Source organism: Actinomadura rudentiformis, from assembly GCF_008923185.1.
Classification (GTDB): Bacteria; Actinomycetota; Actinomycetes; order Streptosporangiales; family Streptosporangiaceae; genus Spirillospora; species Spirillospora rudentiformis.
Window position 1 is genome coordinate 521,212 of record NZ_WBMT01000003.1, and the last position, 18,789, is coordinate 540,000.

Here is an 18,789-nt window from a genome sequence, read left to right on the forward strand (position 1 = left end):
CGGCTGAGAGCAAGCGTTGCCGTGGGCAAGCGTCGCTGTTGATGCGCGGCCGTGGACATGCGCGGCCGTGGGCCCGCCGCCGGACATGCGTGACTGTGTAGGCATGCGTGGCTGTAGGCCCGCACCTGACCATGGTGCGGGCCTACAGCTACTGCTTCAGACCTGTGACGGTCTTGCGGACCGTGCTGGAACGGGCTAGTCCGATCTCGGGGAACGGGCAGCCCGGCTCCGCCTGGGTACGGTCAGCTGGCGACGAGTTCACTCTCGTCGACATCGACCGAACGCTCGTACTCCTCCTTGGCGGTCTCCAGCAGCTCGCGCCACGATTCCACGTCCGGACGCCGCCGTAGCAAAGCCCGCCGCTCACGCTCAGTCATCCCACCCCAGACACCGAATTCAATCCGGTTGTCGAGAGCGTCGGCGAGGCACTCCGTGCGCACCGGGCAGCCGCGGCAGATGAGCTTGGCTCGGTTCTGCGCTGCTCCCTGTACGAACAGGGCGTCTGGATCCGCGTTACGGCAGGCGGCGCGGGCGGTCCAATCCGTGATCCACATCTTGGCCCCACTCCCCTAGGGTCTGTGTCGATTTGCGCTCCTTGGCCAGACGGGCGCGGACGTCAGGCCGCCAAACGAAAGCCGTGGGGAAGAACTTACGGAAGCGAGGGACGTTTCAACAGCCCCCGATGGGCCCATTCTCGATATAGCCCACCAGGGCCATACCGCCGGAACGGACTAGTTACCTCTAGTTGACGCGTCGCCCCCCGTGCCGGTTGACATCACGACAGACCCGGCGACGAAGCCGGGCATAGCGATCATGGGCACATGCGGCGGACCTATGCCCGTAAGCACTGGTGGTCCCGCGTACCCTAGAGCCCGTGCATGATGCGAAAGAGGGACGAGCCAACGCCTTCTCCACCCTGTTCAGGCTGTTGGTGGCGGGTGTCGTCGCGGGGGTCCTGGTCGCCTTCATCGCGCTGCCGGGGATCGGCAGCGCGGGCCTGACCGCGCGTGACGCGGCGACCAACTTCCAGAACATGGAGAGCGAACTCAAGACGTCGAAGCCGTCGGCCCAGACGAAGGTGTTCGACGCGAACGGCAAGCAGTTCGCCACGTTCTTCGACAAGTACCGCGAACCGATCCGACTCGACCAGGTCGCGCCCATCATGAAGACCGCGATCGTCGACATCGAGGACTCGCGGTTCTACGAGCACGGCGCGCTCGACCTGAAGGGCACGATCCGTGCGCTGGCCAAGAACGTCGAGTCCGAGCAGACCCAGGGCGGCTCGACCCTCACGCAGCAGTACGTCAAGAACCTCCTCGTCGACAACGCCAAGACCGACGCCGAGTACCGGGAGGTGACGGCGCCCACGGTCGGCCGCAAGCTCCGCGAGCTGAGCTACGCGCTCGACCTCGAGAAGAAGATGACCAAGGACGAGATCCTGCAGGGCTATCTGAACATCGCCTACTTCGGCGCCGGCGCGTACGGCATCGAAGCGGCGTCCCGGCGCTACTTCAGCAAGCCCGCCAAGGACCTCAACCTCGAGCAGGCCGCCCTGCTGGCCGGCGTCACGCAGAACCCCGCCGCGTTCGACCCGATCCGCAACGGCAAGGACGCCCGCAAGCGCCGCGACATCGTTCTGTACCGGATGGCCGAGCTCAAGCACATCACCAAGGCACAGGCGGACGCGGCCGCAGCCAAGCCGATCGAGCTCAACAGGACCGATCCCGCCGGTGGTTGCGAGACCAGCGACGCCCCGTACTTCTGCGAGTACGTGAAGTTCGACGTGCTCAACATCCTGTCCGACGGCAAGTACTGGTCGCTCAAGGACAAGGAGCGGCAGGACGTCTTCAACAAGCTCAACCGCGGCGGCTACACGATCCGCACGACCCTGGACAGGAAGGCCCAGAAGGCGGTCGACCGGGCCCTGCGCAACTACGTGGCCCCTGGCAGCACCCGGGTCGGCGCCGAGTCGATGGTCGAGCCGGGCACCGGGCACGTCAAAGCCATCGGACTCAGCAAGCGGTACGGCGCCAAGAAGGGCCGGACGACCCTCAACCTGGCCGCCGACTGGGCTCACGGCGGCGGTGGCGGCGTGTCCGCGGGCTCCACGTTCAAGATCTTCACCTTGATCGCGGCGCTCGACCAGGGCATCCCGGTCAGCACCTCGATGCCGGCCGGCGCGCAGACGACGGTCACCGGTCTCACCGACTGCAAGGGCAACGGGACGGGGGTCTTCAGCCCTCGCAACTCCGACCCCGCCGAGAAGGGCGCCTACAACCTCAAGACCGGCACCTGGCACTCGGTCAACACTTTCTACGCACACCTCGAAAAGCGCGTCGGCCTCTGCGAGTCGGTGAAGATGGCGCAGAAGTTCGGCATGAAGCGTGCCGACGGGCGGCCGTTCCTGGAGGTCCCGTCGCAGGTGCTCGGCACCAACGAGGTCGACATGGTGCACCTCGCCGCCGCTTACGCAGGCATCGCGGCACGGGGCAAGTATTGCGCCCCCGTCTCGGTCACCGAGGTCATCGACGGTGATGGCAAGAAGGTCAAGCTTCCCAAGCCGGACTGCCGCCAGGTCGTGGACCAGCCCGTGGCCGACAAGGTGAACGAGATCATGCAGGGCGTCCTGACCGTGGGCACGGCCAGAGGCGGCGGCATCGGCCGTCCCGCGGCCGGCAAGACCGGTACCTGTGAGGCCCACACCTGTGCGCTCTTCGCCGGGCACACGCCCAACATGGCCGCGGCGGTCGCCTACTGGGACCCGCGCGGTCCGGTCCGCTACCCAGTGAACGTCTTCGGCGCCGACCAGCCCCTGTCGATCTGGCGGCAGAGCATGCAAAACGCCCTCTCCGGCAGGCCTGCTCCCCCCTTCGCCCGTTCACTGGAGGACTTCGGCGACACCAGCACCGTCCCGGACGTGCGAGGCATGTCGGTCGGCGCCGCGATGGCAGCCATCAGGGCCGCCGATCTGCAGGGCAGGATCGTTCCGCAGCCTGTCCCGTCCGACCTGCCCAAGGGCAAGGTGGTCAACACCTCGCCCGGCGCCAACGCCGAGGTCCCCCCGGGCAGCACCGTAATGATCTTCATGAGCAGCGGCCGCAAGCAGGGCGTCAGAGGGCGCCCTGGCCAGAACGGCAACTGGCCCTGGCCTTTCTAACGAGAAAGCTCGCGCCCTAATACACGAAGACTCCCGCACCAGCTGGTGCGGGAGTCTTCACGTCGAGCGTGGCCTGATCTCACCCCAGGAGCTGACGCTTGACCTCGGCGGCAACTCGGCCGCCTTCGGCGCGGCCGGCGACCTTGGGGTTGACGACCTTCATGACCTGGCCCATGGCACGCGGTCCCTCGGCGCCCGTCTCGGCGATCGCGGCGGTGACCAGCGCAGTAAGGTCCTCGTCGGACAGCTGAGCGGGCAGGTAGTCCTCCAGGACCGCACCCTCGTCCCGTTCCGCCTGGGCCTGCGTGTCGCGGCCGGCGTCGGCGAACGCCGCAGCGGCCTCGCGGCGCTTCTTGGCCTCGCGGGTGAGCACCTTGACGACGTCGTCGTCGGACAGCTCACGCGACTGCTTGCCCGCGACCTCCTCGTTCTTCACCGCGGTCAGGGCCATGCGCAGCGTGCGTGTACGCACTTCATCACGGGCCTTCATCGCGACCGAGAGGTCGTTCTCCAGCTTCTCCTTCAGGGCACTCATGGTCACATCATGCCCGTACGAAGCCTTCCGCCTCACCAGGATTACGTCTGGTGTTCTGCGGGACCGCCCATCTCTGGGACGATGGAGGCGTCATTTGGAGGGAGAACCGTGCGAAAGCTCTACGCCGCACCTCTGGGGCTGGCGGGCATCGGCGCCGCCACGTTCGGCTACGCCTCGGTCATCGAGCGGAACTGGTTCCGCCTGCGCCGCTTCGAGGTCCCCGTACTGCCGCCCGGCCGCCCCTCCGTCAAGATCCTGCACGTCTCCGACGCGCACCTCACCCCGGGCCGCCGCCGCCTCATCCGCTGGGTCCGCTCCCTGGACGCGCTGGAGCCCGACCTGGTGATCAACACCGGCGACTCCATCTCGCACCCGGACGCCATCGGCCCGTTCCTGGACGCGCTCGGCCCGCTCCTGGACCGCCCCGGCGCCTTCGTGTACGGGTCGAACGACCTCTACTCGCCGATCTTCAAGAACCCCACCCGCTACGTGTGGCGGACCAGCCAGTCCGACTATAAGAAGCGCCGCCGCGAGCCCGACCTTCCGTACCGCGAGCTGGGCTCCTCCCTCCAGGCCGCGGGCTGGCTGGACCTCAACAACCGGATCGGCCGCCTCAAGGTGGGAAGCCTCGACGTCGAATTCGGCGGCATCGACGACTCCCACATCAACCGCGACCGCTACGACAAGATCGCCGGCCCCGTCGACCCCCGCGCAGACGTGCATCTCGGCGTCATGCATTCCCCAGAGCCCCGCAACATGGACCGCTTCGCCGCCGACGGCTACGACCTGCTCCTGGCCGGCCACACCCACGGCGGCCAGGTCTGCGTGCCCTTCTACGGCGCCCTGGCCACCAACTGCGGCATCGACCGCCCCCGTGTCAAGGGCCTCCACCAACACCGCGGCGCCTGGCTCCACGTCTCCGCAGGCCTCGGCACCTCCCCCAAGGCCCCGATGCGCTTCTGCTGCCCCCCAGAGGCCTCCCTGCTCACCCTCGTCCCCCGCCCAACCCCCTGATAATGGGGACGCACCACCCCTGAGCATCCGCTAGAGTAGTCGAGGCGCCGGGAGGCACGTACGACTCCCGGGCAGCCACCACCGGGGTGTAGCGCAGCTTGGCAGCGCGCTTCGTTCGGGACGAAGAGGTCGTGGGTTCAAATCCCGCCACCCCGACAGGTTGACGCAGGTGAGAGAGGGTCTCGGCTTAGGTCCGGGGCCCTTTTTCGATCTCCGAGGCCGGTGGGAGCCAAACGGGGAGCCACCGTCACGCGACTTGGACGGACTTCTTGAGGGTCTTCCTCGCAGCTTCCACCACGAAGACGTTGTTGATGGTCTCGGCACCCTTGGTGATCACCGGCTTGAGCTGATGCCGGTAGACCTCCTCGGTAGTCGCCGTGGACGAGTGCCCGCAGAGGTCAGCGATGTTCTCCAGGGGCACGCCGTTGTCACTCATGATCGAGACGAACGAGTGACGCAGCTCGCGAGGAGTCCAGTCCTCCCCGATCTCCGCTTTTTTCGTGATCAGCCGGAACGCCCGCCGCACGTTGGCGGCATCGAGCGGCGTTCCGACCGGTGAGCAGAACACCAGCCCGTTGGCCTTCCACGCCTTGCCCGCCTTGAGCTTCTGAGCAGCTTGCCGCTTGTGGTGCTCTCGCAGGGCGTCGACCGCTGGCTGTGGGAGTTCCAACGTTCGACGTGACTTCCGGGTCTTGGTGTCGCCGTGAGCCCGTACGGACCGCCAGACGTGGACGGCGAACCGCTTGTGGTCGAATCCCACGTCTGTGACGGGCTTCCATTCGTCCTCGTCGTCGACCCATGCGACGACGTGATCCCACTGGAGGGCGCGCGCCTCCTCCGTCCGGATGCCCGTCATCAGGCTGACCACGACGTAGGCGTGCAGCCGAGATGACTGGGCTTTCTCCAGTACGGCATTTGCCTGGTCGAACGTCAGAGCCTTGCTTGGACGGCCGACTCTTCCCTGCGGCGTAGTGACCAACATGGCAACGTTCCGCATGACCATGTCTCGGGCCTGTGCCTGTTTGATGGACCGCTTGAGGATCGCGTGTACGCCCTGGAGACTCCGTGTCGCCAGTTGCTCCGTGAGCCCATCGAGCCATTCGTCCACGTGGTCCGCCCGTAGATCCTTGAGCTTCAGCTTGCCGATCTTCGGGATCACGTGTTTCTGGGCGAGGATGCGATTGGTCGTCACCGTGTCGGGATCACGGTTCTTGAGTCCCCTGGTGAGCCAGTCTTCTACGGCGTGCGCCACCGTGTAGTTCTCGGGGCTCCTGATGCCGGACTCCAGGTCTTCAAGAGCGTCCTTGAGCTTGTCCTTGACCTTCTCCTGAGTGCGGCCCTTCCTCTTGAGCCGCTTCCGCTTGCCGTCCAGCCCAAAGCCGAGTTCAAGGGCACCGGTGTAACCGCTGCCCTCCGGATAGATGCTGCCCTCGAAGTCTCCGATGATGATCTTTGTCAAGTGACCGCCTCCTCGTCTTGGGGGTGATGTTCTTGACCGGGCGCGATGAGAGACGTCCCACCGGGCGACACGGGCGATGACGCTTCCGCAACGCGGAAGCGCCATCCCTGCCGCGCAGCGTCCTGCGAGACGTTCATGCAGATCGAGTTGTCAAGAACCGAAGCCTCAGGGACCTTCCGCAAGAGCGGCGCGCCCTGGGCCCACCTAGGTACGATAACTCAAGACGTCCCAAGACGTCCCTACGGAGCGACGTTTTCCTTTTCGAGGGATGCGACGAACTCCGCGAGTTGCTGGTCAGTGATGCGGCGGAGTTTGCCGATCTTGATGCTGCGGAGTTGACCGGTGCGGAGCAGGAAGTAGATCTTGTCTCGGCCGATCTGGAGGATCTCGGCGACCTGTTCGACGGTGTATGCCTGCACGCTCACCTCCTCGTCTCCCGAGACTCGCTCGGGACTCGCGTTGGGCGTGGTGATCGCCTCCGTTCGTGACAGTGGGTGATTGTCTACGTCTATGTCTCATCTACGCTCCATACGTGCAGGCGAGCGCGTGGACGTAGACATAGACAAGTCACTGAGAGTCGTCGGCAGTGGAGCGCCACCGGCCACGGGAGACCTGGGTAACGCGACCGCCGTCGGACAGATCACGGAGCCGTTGGTAGACCCAGGGGCGGCTCATGTTGGTTGCCTTGATCAGATGGGAGACGGGGATTCCTTCCTCGGGCGCGCCGCTCAACAGCGCCCAGAGGATCGCCTCAGGACTTTCGCAAGCCTCATCGCCCTCGGCAGCGAGCGACTGCTCTTGCTCATCCGCGGTATGGAGTCGGATCCCTGCTTGCGCTTCCTCGATCGCCGTCTGGGAGATCTCGTCCAGAGTCGGGCGGATGTCCACATGCTTGTGGACAGTGGACGCCACGGCCTCGTCGATGAGGAGGTACGCGCGAGCGCGCCGCGGGATGTCGTGCTCGGGTGCCGACAGGAGGAACTTGCCGGGCGCATTGAGTCGTTGGGCGTGCCATCCCACGTCGAGCATCCCTTGCCCGAGGATGAGATCCACGTCCCTGCGCTCACGAACGCGGAAACTGACCCGTACGTCCATCTGGGAACGGACCGCGCCCTTGCCCATGGCCTTCTGAGTCGGACGCTGAGTTGCGGCGATGAGCGTCACCGCGACGGCTCGTCCTCGACGCGCGATGGAGTCGGTATCGCGCGCGGAGTCGGGAGCGTCGTCGGCGAGTTCGGCGTACTCGTCGATCACGATCACCAAGGCAGGCAACGCCGACGTTGGTTCCCAGACACGGACGCCACGGCTTGCGAGCCAGGCGGCACGCGCCTCTAGGACCGCCACGGCGTCGCGCAGCAGAGCGCGAGCTTGCTCTGGTGTGGTGGCAAGTCGATCGATACAGGACACCCACGGCTGGAGCTCCATACCTAGCTTGAGGTCGATCGCCCAGATGACGACATCGGGGCAGGCGGTGAGGTTGCCAATGAGGACGTTGATCCCGCCGCTCTTGCCCGAGCCCGCGACACCCCCGAGGAGCCCGTGCCGCCGGAGCAGCAAGACTCGGGCGCTGGTGGCGTCCTCGAACGGGCCGAGGTCGATCGGTTCGGTGATGGAGGAGACGGACGGTCCCGGCCACGGGATCGCGTCGGCGTGCGGGTCGGTGTCCAGTACACGCAACTCGAAGCGGTTGGCCTTGTCGTCGCGGGTTGGATGGACGCGGACCGCGCCCCGGAACGTGCCGAGCGCTGATTCGATCGCGGGAATCTTGCCGATCACGTCTTGGATCGTTTGGCCGCGCGCAAGGGCGAAGCGTGCACGCCACCCCCACACGTCGACGACGGCTGACTGAACGTGTGAGCCCGCCAGTCCTATCGCTTGTGCGATGTCTGGCCAGGCGTCGAGCTGGCGGTTCACGCGAACCTTTGCGCACCGTCGCCGATGTACCCACCATGGCAGGGCCAGCATGAGTCCGCCTCCGAGGAGAAGGGGCGCGAGCGGCCAGAAGGTGATGCCGAGCGCCGTCACGGCGGCGAGCCAGGAGCCGGCGCTCATGGCTACGACCGCGGCGTAGAGACGTTCTGCGCGCAGTGCGAGCCCGGCATGTTCACCAAACAGTGCCAGAAGCCAGGCGGCGAACGTGCCAGCGACGAGAAGGTACGGCCACCACTGCGGATGGGTGAAATGCAGGACGGTGCCCGCGCTGGCGAGCGTGGTGGCGAGGTAGATCGGGGCGAGTTCGGATCGGTACCGCCAGAGCCCTCGGCCGATCAGCGTGGCGATGACGTCGGGAAGCTGGCCGTCGCCGTTCATGACGATCATCGGCTGGTAGCCGTAGCGGCGTATCGTGCGGGCTTGCCGCCGCATCTGGCGCGCTCTAGCCATCGTCCCGCCAGCTGTCCGGAGGAAGTTGGCCTTGCGCACGCAGTTCGTCACGCAAGTAGTAGAGGGGATCCCGTTCGGCGTCGTGGGCAGCGGTCAGAGTCGCGCGGGCGGCGGCCACCAGGTCCGCTCTGTAGCGGCGAATCTGAGCCAGCTCGGAGATGAGGTTCCGGACGGCAGCGACGAGGAAGGGGTTGTCATCGAGGGACTCGTTGATGGCCTCGATTCCGAGCGTGGTGTCTGGGAGTCGTACCATGGCTTCTCGTGCGGTGCGGTTACGGTGACGTACCTCCCGTAGGTTGATCCTGGTCGGTGGCGTTGTGGGCATTTGGGCATCACTCCCTTCGAACGGCGCGTGCGTAGCCGCTACTTGGATACGCCGAGGATGTTCAGCAGTCCGGCCACGACGCGGTTGATCTCTGGTGCGGCGCTGGTCGCAGCGAGACAGAAGCCGAAGAGCAGGGACACCGCAATGTGCCAAGCGCGTAGTCCCATGTAGCGCCAGGCGACCCAGACGAGTGCGCCAAGGATTGCTACCAGTGGAATCGACACGTTCATTGCTCGTCTCACCTCCTCTCCCGGAGTCGGGCGATCAGAGCCAGAGGTCGGGGTGGCGGGAACCCTGGTTGCGGCGGTGCCACCGAGCACGGGACCGGCACTTGCGACAGCGGCGGTTACCAGCGTCGAGTCGGGCTCCGCACGGACACCGGTAGCCGGTGATGATGGTCGGCATCCTCATGCGGCTCACCGCCCCGCCTTGACGCGGACGGGCACGTCGTCCCCGGTCTGCGTCGACAGCAGGCAGCGGGAAGCGGTTCCCGTACGCGACCGGTCGCCGTTGCGAGTCGTGCGGCGCTCTTCGGCGTGGATGCCGATGACGAGCATGGCGAAGATGCCGCAGGTGGTGCCGGCGAGGAAGACAGCGATGATCGAAGCCAGAACAAGGATCATGAGAGATCACCTCTTCTCGTAAGGCCCGTTCCGGCGGGGGCGGCTCGGGCGGTGTGCCTTACGGGGAAGAGAATGCGTCTGACCTGTGGGACGAGATCACTACCTGACTGGACCTGTTCAAGACGTCCTCGTAGGGTTGTCGGCGTCCTTGGACGTCCCGGGATCCGGACGGGTGAATGCCGAACGAACGCCTTCGGGCCGCGATACTTCAGCAGGGGTTGACCGTGGCCTCATTCGCCGAGGATCTAGGGGTTGATCCCAAGACCGTCGAGCGGTGGATCACCAAGGGCCGTACGCCCTACCGAAGGCATCGTTTTGCTGTGGCTTCGCGTCTCAAAACGGACGAGACCTACCTGTGGCCGGATGCGCTGAGCGACGACGAGGTGGCCTCGTTCTCCAGCAGCGAGATCGTCACCGTCTACCCGCATCGATCGGCCGTCCCAAGGGACGCGTGGGGACGTCTCTTCTCAGACGCTGAGAACGACATCGGCATCCTGGTCTACAGCGGGATGTTCCTTGCCGAGGACAGCGAGGCCCAACGCGCTCTCGCCGATAGAGCACGGGCCGGCGTTCGAGTTCGCCTCCTGTTCGGCGATCCGGAGTCACCGCAGGTGGCCGAACGGGGCGCAGACGAGGGTATCGGCGAAGCGATGGCAGCAAAGGTCCGCAACGTCCTCGTCCTCTACAAGCGGCTCATGGCGATCGACGGCGTAGAGGCACGCGTGCACAGGACGGTGCTCTACAACTCGATCTACTTCGCCGATGACCAGGTGTTCGTCAACACCCACGTCTACGGTGTGCCCGCGTACGACGCGCCGATCTGGCACCTGCGCCGCATCCCCGGCGGGGAGATCGTCGGCACCTACATGGAGAGCTTCGAACGCGTCTGGGAAGGCGCACGTCCGCTACCGACGAAGGGCTGAGCATGGGCCGCAGGATCGACTACTACGACGACCCGAACGCCCCCAAGGCCAACAGCCTCGTCCCGTCCGTCAACGTCGTCGTCACCAACGAGCACGGCGAGATCTTGATGATCCGCCGCACCGACAACGACAACTGGGCGCTCCCCGGCGGCGCGATCGACCTCGGCGAATCGGTCGCGCAAGCCGCCATCCGGGAGACCAAGGAAGAGACTGGCATCGACTGCGAGATCACCGGCCTGGTCGGCATCTACAGCGACCCCAAGCACGTGATCCACTACACGAGCAACGACGAGGTCCGCCAGGAGTTCTCGATCCTGCTGACCGCCCGACCGACCGGGGGCACACCACAGACGAGCGACGAGTCCCGGGAAGTCCGCTGGATCCCGCCGACCGAAGCCACCGACCGCCAGATGGACCGCTCAATGCAACTCCGCATCGGCCACTACTTGGCCGACCCGGAACGACCCGTCATCACCTGAAGCCTTGCCATCGCACCCAGGCTTGGCGGACTACTGGGCTACACGGGCCGACACAAGGCGTCCTTTAGCCTCCCCCGAGTCCCCGAGTCGGTAAGGAATTCTCGCCTCTTCTAGAATTCTATTGAGCCTCCACCTATAGAGCTTCCTGCCAATTTCTGTAGCGAAGCTTGAGTAGTGCATGCCACAGCTATTGTAGGAGTGATAGAAGGCTTTGCGGGGCCGGGAGACGAGATCGTGAAAGACTTCCATGATCGCAAAGAAGGTATCTTCATTCCAAGAATTGGGATCCAGAGGCCACGCATTACGCATGCCAATCCTTCTCTCAATCTCCGAGTTCGGATCAGCATTGAAGTCTTCGCCGTGGTCATCCACGCAAGGCTCAGGGAAGGCTTGGCTTAGGTAGCCCCGCTGGCTGAGATCAGAAACAAGAGCCGCAAATCGATTGCGCGCCTTTGCCATGTCCGGCTCTCCAGAGGACTGAACTCCACCTCTGGACTGGCCCCAATAGGGACGCGGAGAGCTTTGCATCGGAATTTCTTGCACTCTCATCACGATTTCGCGGATGAACGCATTCGCGGTGATGCTCCAAGACTTGTCATCACCAAGGACCCTTGAAGCACCAAGGCCGCTGAAATCCTCTGCCACGTTGTCGTCTCTAAATGCTTCCCTCAGAAGAAGCACCAATGCTTCATCACCGGAACGGACCCTCTGGCTGCCGCCGATGATACGAACCACCTCCTCCACAAAGAGGTGGGGTGGCCATACCAGCTCATAGTCACCAAGCTCCACAGTTCTCTTGCTGAGGGCAGATTCCAGAAGTGCGGCAGGCATTCCAATTGAATTTGGATCCGGTTCCGGCAGCGGAGTGGCGAGTTGCTCATTGGAGGAGGAACGCGCCAAATTCAGCTCGGCCTGATTTTGTACGAGTAGTTGGTTTTGCCGTTTGTAGATGAGCATCGACTGTCTATCGATCTCGCCTCGGTCGTAGCGCGTGTGGCAGGTAGGGCAAAGCGCGATAAGATTCTGAGGCTCGTGCTTTTTAACTTTAGCCCAGGGAACAATGTGGGCGATCTCTAGGGGGTGCGCTCGACAAGTGGGGATAGAGCATCGATGCCCGGCTTCGACAAAGACCTGCCGGCGCATTGGTTGGGGAATGTCAGGACGCGAATCAGCCACGAGAACAGAGTACAAGCGCCAGCCGACAGTTCAGGGCCGAGAGCTAGATCAGGGGCCGTCCCAGAGTTCCGCCGGGAGTAACGATCTCACCACCTGCGCAGGCGTCATCGGGGCGTCGCTCCTGCGAACGGCGCCACGTGGTCAAGCAGTTGGCCGAAGGCCCACCACTGAGGAATGCGAACTCGCTGGCAGTGTGGGTTGAGGGGCCATCGAGAGGGTTAGTCACGGCACCTCAACTTCGAGTCGAGAGCTCCTCCTGAACGCGGTGCACAGCGTCCACTAGGTGCGGCGACGAAGTGGTGATCGCTTGGCTGACCACGTGGCCATCTCCATAGCGATCAAGGATCTCGGCGAGGCGCTCCTCAACGGAGAGTTCCTCGCCATGCGGGCTGGTGGTCATGTCGCAGTAGACGAGCGCCTCAGTCAGCTCGGGTGGAGTACGGCCGAACTCGCGGATCAGCTCGTCGGCGAGGCCACGCTCGTGTGCCTCCACCAACGCGCAGGAGTGGTGCGCGACAAGGCGGCACAGGTGGTCGTCAGCCCCGGAAGCGTCGCGGAGATAACGCGCGCCGTCCAAGGGGTGGAAGCCGGTCACCACCAGGTCCGGCGCGTACCCGACGTCGTGCAACCACGCGGCCGCCTCAAGGAGGTCAGCGCGGTCGCCAAGGATGGGTCCGATGCTACGTGCCTGACGTGCGACGCCCTGAGTATGCGCCCAACGGCGAGGCAATGGCGCTTCCAGGTGCTGACGCGCGATTTCCTGCGCCCACTCGGCCATGTTGTTCATGTCCCCGACGCTACGGCCACCTTCGCAGACATCCACGGACGCAAGCGGATCATCTAGGGACGTCTTGGCCGAAGAAACCGTCCCTTGCCGGGGACACGTTTCACCAGTCCAGCGTCTTCCAAGTCGGCAAGCGCTTGCCGTGCCGTGTACCGCGCGACGCCGTAGAGCTTGCTGATCTTCAACTCGCTCGGCAATGGGTCGCCTTCACCGTACTCACCGTTCTCGATCAGCTCACGAAGGTCGGCAGCTATGCGCTCGTACGCAGGGCCTGCGGCCTTGACCTCGTCCGAATCGGGATCACCCGCGATACGGCCTGAGCCGGGGACCACCGTGATCAGCTTGAGGGACTCGAGCTCGGCCAGGGCACGGCGCAAGGTGTTGCGGGTGACGCCGAACTCTTCGCACCACAGGCGTTCACTCGGAAGACGATCCCCAGGTTGATACGTGCCGTCCGTGAGGCGCTCTCGAAGCTTGAAGGTGATCAAGGCGTAGGCGCCCCACGGCGTCCCGCGTCGGTTCATGACACTCGTCCCATCCAGTCCCATCACAGGTGTGGAGCTCGGGAGAAGCCTCCCGAGCCCACACGTAGTTGTCGCTCGTCACCCCAGGTCCATAGGGCCGGCGATGATGCGGCGGCCAAGCCCCCTGCGGCGCTTGCCATGGCGGGGACCGTTCGAGACGTCCGGCAAGCCGGTGGGCACGGTGGGGTAGGACACCGCCGCATACGAGTCAGGGGCGGAGGTCGACCACCCCACCGTGCCAGTCAGAGAGGCAGCCGGGGACGGGGCGTCAGACCGGCGCGCCTGCCTCGGGGGCCGGCGGTGGCGTCCCGGCGGACGTGCCATCAGCGACTTACTCCCCACTGAGACCAGGCATGTTCCGGTCGTGGAGCGAGATGACCCTTGACCCACACCAGAGCCTCAGTGATTTGGGATGCATCGGAGATCGGTTCACCTGCCGAAGTGAAGAACCACAGGCGCCCCTCGTCCTCAGCGCGGGGGGAGCACGTGATCGTGTCAGCCAACGTCGGGTTGTCAGCACAACAGCCCCGCGCCTCGGGGTTGCGTACCACCAACCCGTTGGACGCAAGATCAGCGACGAGTCGCTGCGCCACAAGGTGCGCGCCCAGAGCAGCGAGGCGCGCCTCACCGCGGCTCACCTTGCCGGGCAACCCGGGAGCAGTGTCGGTTTCACGGGGCTTGTCAATGGACATGACGCCTCCCTGGTGGCGTAGTCGCGGGCGAAGGGTGGCCAGGCCCGAGGGCCCTTGCCACGTGCTGAAAGCCTCGCGTTCACCCTGGGACCTCTCTACGGGCACCTAGGGACGTCTAGGACGTCTTCTGTTAGCGTCGTAACATCTCGCCCTCCGGGAGTTCCGGTGAACGACCTGTTGCGACGCGCGCTCGAAGACGCTCAGATCACCGAGGAGGCCCTAGCCCAACGTCTCGGCGTCGATCCCAAGACCGTAAGTCGATGGCTGTCCGGACGCACCCCCTACCCCAGACACCGCCGGAAGGTCGCCACCTTGCTCAATCTCCCCGAGGCAGACCTGTGGCCACACCTCACCGCAACCCGGCCGCTTCCCGAGCCACCCAGAGCGCAAGTTCTGGCCACCTACCCGCACCGTTGGGCCGTCCCGCGCGGCGCGTGGCTGCATCTCTTCGACAGGGCCCGCCGAGAGATCGGCATCCTGGCGTACGCGGGCCTGTTCCTCGCCGAAGACACCGGCATCCTCACCACACTCGCCACCAGAGCCAACGCTGGCGTCAATGTGCGCATCCTCCTCGGGGACCCGAACGGCTCCCACATCACCGAGCGCGGCAAAGACGAGGGTGTAGGTGACTCGCTAGCCGCCAAGATCCGCAACGCTCTGGTCCTCTGCCAACCTCTGCGCCAAGTCGAAGGCGTCGAGATACGCCTCCACAACACGGTCCTCTACAACTCGATCTACCGCGCCGACGACGATCTCCTAATCAACCCCCACGCCTACGGCGTCCCCGCATCCCATGCCCCTGTCCTCCACCTGCGACTTGTGGCGGACGACGACATGGCAAGCACATACCTGGCCAGCTTCGATCACGTCTGGTCGAGCGCTGCTGCGATCAAGTAAGGCACCTATCGCTCTGAGGAGGCGGGCCGATCATGGCCAAGGGGGAAACACCGCGCTGGCACCTGGGGATAACCAAAACAGACACAGGCTTCGGAGGTCGGCATGAGAGACGCGGGTGTCGTGGCCTTCCCTAGAGGTCCCGGATACCGTGGCGGTATGAAGACGACCGCGCTGGAGGTGCGGATCCGGCCAGCCGACGGCCCGCTCGAGCTACGTCGCTTGACTATGACGCTGGATCAAGTCCGCTTGGCCCTAACCGACATCGATCGGGCGTACCTCATACGCGGAACCCGCCCGAAATGGGTCGTAGCCGAATTGCACTATCAGTCTCTTGACCTAGTAGTGCGCGTAACGGCAGCCGCGACACAGAAACGTCCCGCTTCTTCCATACTCGCCTCCGTCGAAGCACTAGTAGCGGGTGTTGAATCACTGCAAAGTGAGCCTGCTGTCCCAGATTACTATAGTGAGCGCACCGTTGAACGGCTCCTTGACATCAGCGAGCCGGGGCATGGGGTCAAAGAACTTTCCCTAGCCACAGTAAATGGAGGGACGCACCAACTCGTGCCGGTCTCCGATCCGGTTCGCATGAATGCACGCCGTGCGGTAATTGGCACTCAGGAGTCGCTTGGTTCCGTGTCTGGATGGCTTGATTCCATGAATGCACGTCGCCTCAGCAGAAGGGGACTTCGAGTTGGCCTGTATGACCCGCTGCGAAGGCGGGCGGTAACAGGTGAAATATCTGCCGAGATGGCCGACGAAGCTCATGACAAGTTTTGGCGAAGGCGGGTGCTAGCGTCAGGTCGCGTTACGCGAAATGAACGAGGCCAGCCGGTTCGTATCAAAATTGACGGCTTGGAGCTATTGCCAGAAGACGACATTGAACGAGCATCCGTAAACGACCTTCTTGACTCGGATAGAAACTGGCTAGGGGGTCAGGCCGTAGACGAGTACATTCAGGAGGCTCGGCGTGCCTGACAACCCTCCCACTGTCTACGCAGACTCTTGTGTCTACCTTGACCTAATTACTCGAAATGAACAACTCCAGGCAGGGACCGATGAGCCCCGCTGGAAGCCGGCAAAAAGGCTATTCGAGGCATGGCATTCAGGTAGAATACTGCTGGCAGCTTCGGCCCTGATCGAGGCTGAAGTTCTCTGCAACGGAAAGACGCAAGAGCGACGTCAGCGATCGACAAATGTCGATGAAATGCTTCGGTCGTGGTTTACATCGCCCAGCATTCTCTGGATTGATATAGATCGATTCACCGCAAGGGAAGCCGCGAGGCTCCGCGAGCAGTACGGGCATCTTCACGACCAAGACAAGAGACCGTTCGGTGCCACTGACGCTCTGCACCTTGCTGCGGCATGCCGCGCAAAATGTGATTACTTTATGTCACAAGACGGAGGGTTTCCCTTTGGCCACACGATCGACAAGATGAAGATTGAGCGCCCTCTGGATGTTTGGGAGCCCACACTCTTTGATCACGTCGAGCCCTAGCGACCTACCTCGCCAGGCAATTGTTTCTATCAACAGTCGGCAATATAGAGCGGGTAGGCCAGAATATCGTTCAGTCGGACTTTCTTTCCATTTATTATAGTCGCCTGCTCATCCGTCATTGCGGCTATCCGATATACGGCCTCGATGGGGCGGGGGCGTCCGCGAACGCCTCCAATGGAGAGGAGCTTATCAATTGGGTGCGCCGGATTGTCTCGTCCAAATTCATCCTCTCCAAATCGGCCGCACGAGAGCCGCGTATTATAGCCCGCCATCTCGACCAAACATCTCAATGCCGAAACACCTGACAGATAATACAAGCCTTCTGGGTGTGTAATGTGCTCCTCAATGAGGAACAGGTATGAACCCTGCCAATCCCATGCCCACGATCCGTCGGGCTCGGAGTCGATGAATCCAGCCGGGCCGACTGGCTCAAATACCCATACCGTCAAACTATCCATCCCCGAAGCAGCATCAGCCCCGTCTTTAAGGGGAAGAAAAACTGGCGTTCCAACTATGCCAATTTCGTGAACAAATGTCGACTGTCTTGACTTCAGATCCTGCAGACGCTCAGGGCGATATATTTTCAGCTGGCCATTATCTCGCAACCCGTCGACCACTTGTTCAACAAGGCGCGGGTCCGTTAGTGAGCTCGGATTTACTCTTTTGGTCGACTTCCGTCGCCCCGAACCAATGCCGGTGATTCCGCCGTTGAGCTCAGTTTCCACTGTCGTTTCGATGTCCACGGCAAGGTCAAGCTGACGAGCGAGCTGATCAACCATCTTGGCGCTAATCACACGGTAAGCCTTGAGGGGCATGACCACGATCCTCCGTCCAAGTGCCACGTCAGTATCTTCGACTCTCGGTTGTATCGCGAGGTTCCGACGTTGTTGAGCAGGAGTTCGTTGCCATCCCCGCTGGCAGTCCGGGCGCGTGAAGGTTCCTCATCGAGCCAGGTCCGCTCTCAGTTCGATCTTGTATGCCGGTGATGCCTTCGCTGGCGCTGCGACGCTGCTCCTACTGATCCTCACCTGAGGTCCAGTAACAGTAGCTGGCCCCCGGCGGTTATCAAGATCGACGGGGGCCTTTCTGCACCACAGTGGCTCAGGATTGGGCCACGGTGGAGACGATCTTCTTTACCTTGCGGCGATCGATGTTGTGGCGCTCGGCTAGCGAGCGCTGTGAGAGTGGCCTGCCCGGACCATTGAGGCTGGCAAGGTAGTCAGCCAGAACCGCTTCCTCGGGGCTGTGTTCCAGGGTGGTGCGGACAGTGTCGGCCTCCTCTGGGACTGGTGCTGAGGGGTCGGATTGGTTGGTCGTCCGCGCCGGTGAGGTGGCGGCTCGGGTAAGCATCATGAGGAGCTCGAATGAGCCAACGAGAGCCAGCGCCGGCCATGCGCTGACGAGGGCGCCGATGGGGCCGTGGTTCAGGCCGTGCGCCACGTTGGCTCCGATCGTCGCCACTATGCCCACGCCGAGGCTCCACTTGGCCAACGTTGGTGCGGGTTGGTTCCGGCGGCTTGCGTCGAGGATGACCATAGAGGCCGCCCAGATGAGGCCGTCGATGGTGAGTGGGACGAGGTACGCAGTGATGCCGGTCTCGCCGTGCGTTCGCACCAACTCGTACGCGTGGCGGTATGAGATCACGGCGGCCACCGTTGCGACGAGGGCCACGGCTAGAGCGGTGGTGACTCGGGTGAGGCGGTCAGGCACCGGACAGCTCCTCTCACCACGCGATGACGAACGGGTCCGTCTCGGGGGTGACCAGTGGCGAGGCGCTCGGCGAGAGTCAGCGCCGTGAAGGCTCGGTTGTAGTCGAGAGGGTGGGGCCATGTGGTGACGTGCCAGGCTCCGGCGATGCGGGTAGCCTCCGCGGTCACGGTGCCATTGACGGTGAGGGTCATGTGGTCGGTCTTGATCTTGATTGGCATGAGGCTCCTCTCCCGCCTGGAGGGAGCCGCGGGGAGCCAATCGGGGAGCCACCGCCATTAGGAGGGTGTGGGACCGCGATCGACTCACCGCGACTCAATCAGGCGTTCGTGCTGGTGAGGAGGCATCCCGTTGGGCTCTGCATTGACCTCGATGTAGGTCGATTCGCCTGCGTTGCTTCGGGACGAAGAGGTCGTGGGTTCAAATCCCGCCACCCCGACAGAAAACGCCAGCTCAGAGGCCGGTTCCTGAAGACCAGGAACCGGCCTTTGATCGTTTGTCCGTCATTCGTCCGTGGGTTTGAACGTCACCCCCGACACCGTCCGTGCCGCCGAAGGCACAGAACCCTTACTTCCCCTCATCCTCAGCAGCGCGGTCGTTCAAACGTGACCACCCGC

General features: G+C 63.8%; 19 protein-coding genes and 1 tRNA gene. 7 read left to right on the forward strand and 13 right to left on the reverse strand.

What is annotated here, in order from left to right:
• Window positions 1–242 precede the first annotated feature (242 nt).
• A complete protein-coding gene (locus F8566_RS08930) occupies window positions 243–554 on the reverse strand; it encodes a WhiB family transcriptional regulator (RefSeq protein WP_151559446.1) in 312 nt (103 codons plus the stop codon).
• Between the two features lie 320 nt (window positions 555–874).
• Between F8566_RS08930 and F8566_RS08935 the strand changes: the two genes are divergently transcribed.
• Window positions 875–3,157, forward strand: a complete 2,283-nt coding sequence (locus tag F8566_RS08935; protein ID WP_151559447.1) for a penicillin-binding protein — start codon at window positions 875–877, stop codon at window positions 3,155–3,157.
• A 79-nt stretch (window positions 3,158–3,236) separates the two neighbouring features.
• Here F8566_RS08935 and F8566_RS08940 read toward each other — a convergent pair whose 3' ends face one another.
• On the reverse strand, window positions 3,237–3,692 hold the full coding sequence (locus F8566_RS08940) for a GatB/YqeY domain-containing protein (protein ID WP_151559448.1): 456 nt from the start codon (window positions 3,690–3,692) through the stop codon (window positions 3,237–3,239).
• Between the two features lie 108 nt (window positions 3,693–3,800).
• Between F8566_RS08940 and F8566_RS08945 the strand changes: the two genes are divergently transcribed.
• Together F8566_RS08945 and F8566_RS08950 are read left to right on the forward strand one after the other, a co-directional pair.
• Window positions 3,801–4,706, forward strand: coding sequence for a metallophosphoesterase (locus F8566_RS08945; RefSeq protein ID WP_225992978.1), 906 nt, complete (start codon window positions 3,801–3,803; stop codon window positions 4,704–4,706).
• 82 nt (window positions 4,707–4,788) lie between these two features.
• Window positions 4,789–4,862: transfer RNA gene (locus tag F8566_RS08950), tRNA-Pro, on the forward strand.
• Between the two features lie 91 nt (window positions 4,863–4,953).
• Here F8566_RS08950 and F8566_RS08955 read toward each other — a convergent pair.
• The 6 genes from F8566_RS08955 to F8566_RS08980 form a co-directional block, all read right to left on the reverse strand.
• The gene (locus F8566_RS08955; RefSeq protein ID WP_225992979.1) at window positions 4,954–6,165 is read right to left on the reverse strand and encodes a site-specific integrase; all 1,212 of its coding nucleotides are present in this window, start codon (window positions 6,163–6,165) and stop codon (window positions 4,954–4,956) included.
• A gap of 239 nt (window positions 6,166–6,404) precedes the next feature.
• A complete protein-coding gene (locus F8566_RS08960) occupies window positions 6,405–6,584 on the reverse strand; it encodes a helix-turn-helix domain-containing protein (RefSeq protein WP_225992980.1) in 180 nt (59 codons plus the stop codon).
• 148 nt (window positions 6,585–6,732) lie between these two features.
• Entirely contained in the window at window positions 6,733–8,586 is a 1,854-nt protein-coding gene (locus F8566_RS08965; RefSeq protein ID WP_225992981.1) for a helix-turn-helix domain-containing protein, read from the reverse strand.
• On the reverse strand, window positions 8,540–8,800 hold the full coding sequence (locus F8566_RS08970) for a hypothetical protein (protein ID WP_151559452.1): 261 nt from the start codon (window positions 8,798–8,800) through the stop codon (window positions 8,540–8,542). Before F8566_RS08970 ends, F8566_RS08965 begins: the two co-directional genes overlap by 47 nt.
• A gap of 110 nt (window positions 8,801–8,910) precedes the next feature.
• Window positions 8,911–9,102, reverse strand: a complete 192-nt coding sequence (locus F8566_RS08975) for a hypothetical protein (protein ID WP_151559453.1) — start codon at window positions 9,100–9,102, stop codon at window positions 8,911–8,913.
• Between the two features lie 186 nt (window positions 9,103–9,288).
• Window positions 9,289–9,495 carry a hypothetical protein gene (locus tag F8566_RS08980; RefSeq protein WP_151559454.1) on the reverse strand — a complete coding sequence of 69 codons (207 nt, stop codon included), beginning with the start codon at window positions 9,493–9,495 and terminating at the stop codon, window positions 9,289–9,291.
• A 320-nt stretch (window positions 9,496–9,815) separates the two neighbouring features.
• Between F8566_RS08980 and F8566_RS08985 the strand changes: the two genes are divergently transcribed.
• Window positions 9,816–10,418 (forward strand): XRE family transcriptional regulator, encoded by a 603-nt coding sequence (locus F8566_RS08985; protein WP_318836398.1) that lies wholly within the window; start codon window positions 9,816–9,818, stop codon window positions 10,416–10,418.
• Between the two features lie 2 nt (window positions 10,419–10,420).
• Window positions 10,421–10,897, forward strand: a complete 477-nt coding sequence (locus tag F8566_RS08990; RefSeq protein WP_151559456.1) for an NUDIX domain-containing protein — start codon at window positions 10,421–10,423, stop codon at window positions 10,895–10,897.
• Between the two features lie 30 nt (window positions 10,898–10,927).
• Here the strand turns inward: F8566_RS08990 and F8566_RS08995 are convergent, their stop codons facing one another.
• The 3 genes from F8566_RS08995 to F8566_RS09005 form a co-directional block, all read right to left on the reverse strand.
• Window positions 10,928–12,073, reverse strand: coding sequence for an HNH endonuclease (locus tag F8566_RS08995; RefSeq protein ID WP_151559457.1), 1,146 nt, complete (start codon window positions 12,071–12,073; stop codon window positions 10,928–10,930).
• Window positions 12,074–12,305: 232 nt separating this feature from the next.
• Window positions 12,306–12,860 (reverse strand): HD domain-containing protein, encoded by a 555-nt coding sequence (locus F8566_RS09000; RefSeq protein ID WP_318836399.1) that lies wholly within the window; start codon window positions 12,858–12,860, stop codon window positions 12,306–12,308.
• Between the two features lie 53 nt (window positions 12,861–12,913).
• A complete protein-coding gene (locus tag F8566_RS09005; RefSeq protein WP_225992982.1) occupies window positions 12,914–13,345 on the reverse strand; it encodes a GntR family transcriptional regulator in 432 nt (143 codons plus the stop codon).
• An 893-nt stretch (window positions 13,346–14,238) separates the two neighbouring features.
• Between F8566_RS09005 and F8566_RS09010 the strand changes: the two genes are divergently transcribed.
• On the forward strand, window positions 14,239–14,970 hold the full coding sequence (locus F8566_RS09010; RefSeq protein ID WP_151559458.1) for a helix-turn-helix domain-containing protein: 732 nt from the start codon (window positions 14,239–14,241) through the stop codon (window positions 14,968–14,970).
• A 967-nt stretch (window positions 14,971–15,937) separates the two neighbouring features.
• The gene (locus F8566_RS09015; RefSeq protein WP_151559459.1) at window positions 15,938–16,465 is read left to right on the forward strand and encodes a type II toxin-antitoxin system VapC family toxin; all 528 of its coding nucleotides are present in this window, start codon (window positions 15,938–15,940) and stop codon (window positions 16,463–16,465) included.
• Between the two features lie 29 nt (window positions 16,466–16,494).
• On the opposite strand, the gene F8566_RS09020 is transcribed toward F8566_RS09015, so the two are convergent.
• On the reverse strand, window positions 16,495–17,280 hold the full coding sequence (locus tag F8566_RS09020) for a hypothetical protein (RefSeq protein ID WP_151559460.1): 786 nt from the start codon (window positions 17,278–17,280) through the stop codon (window positions 16,495–16,497).
• A gap of 286 nt (window positions 17,281–17,566) precedes the next feature.
• Window positions 17,567–18,175, reverse strand: a complete 609-nt coding sequence (locus F8566_RS09025; RefSeq protein ID WP_192809584.1) for a DUF2637 domain-containing protein — start codon at window positions 18,173–18,175, stop codon at window positions 17,567–17,569.
• Window positions 18,176–18,789: the final 614 nt, after the last annotated feature.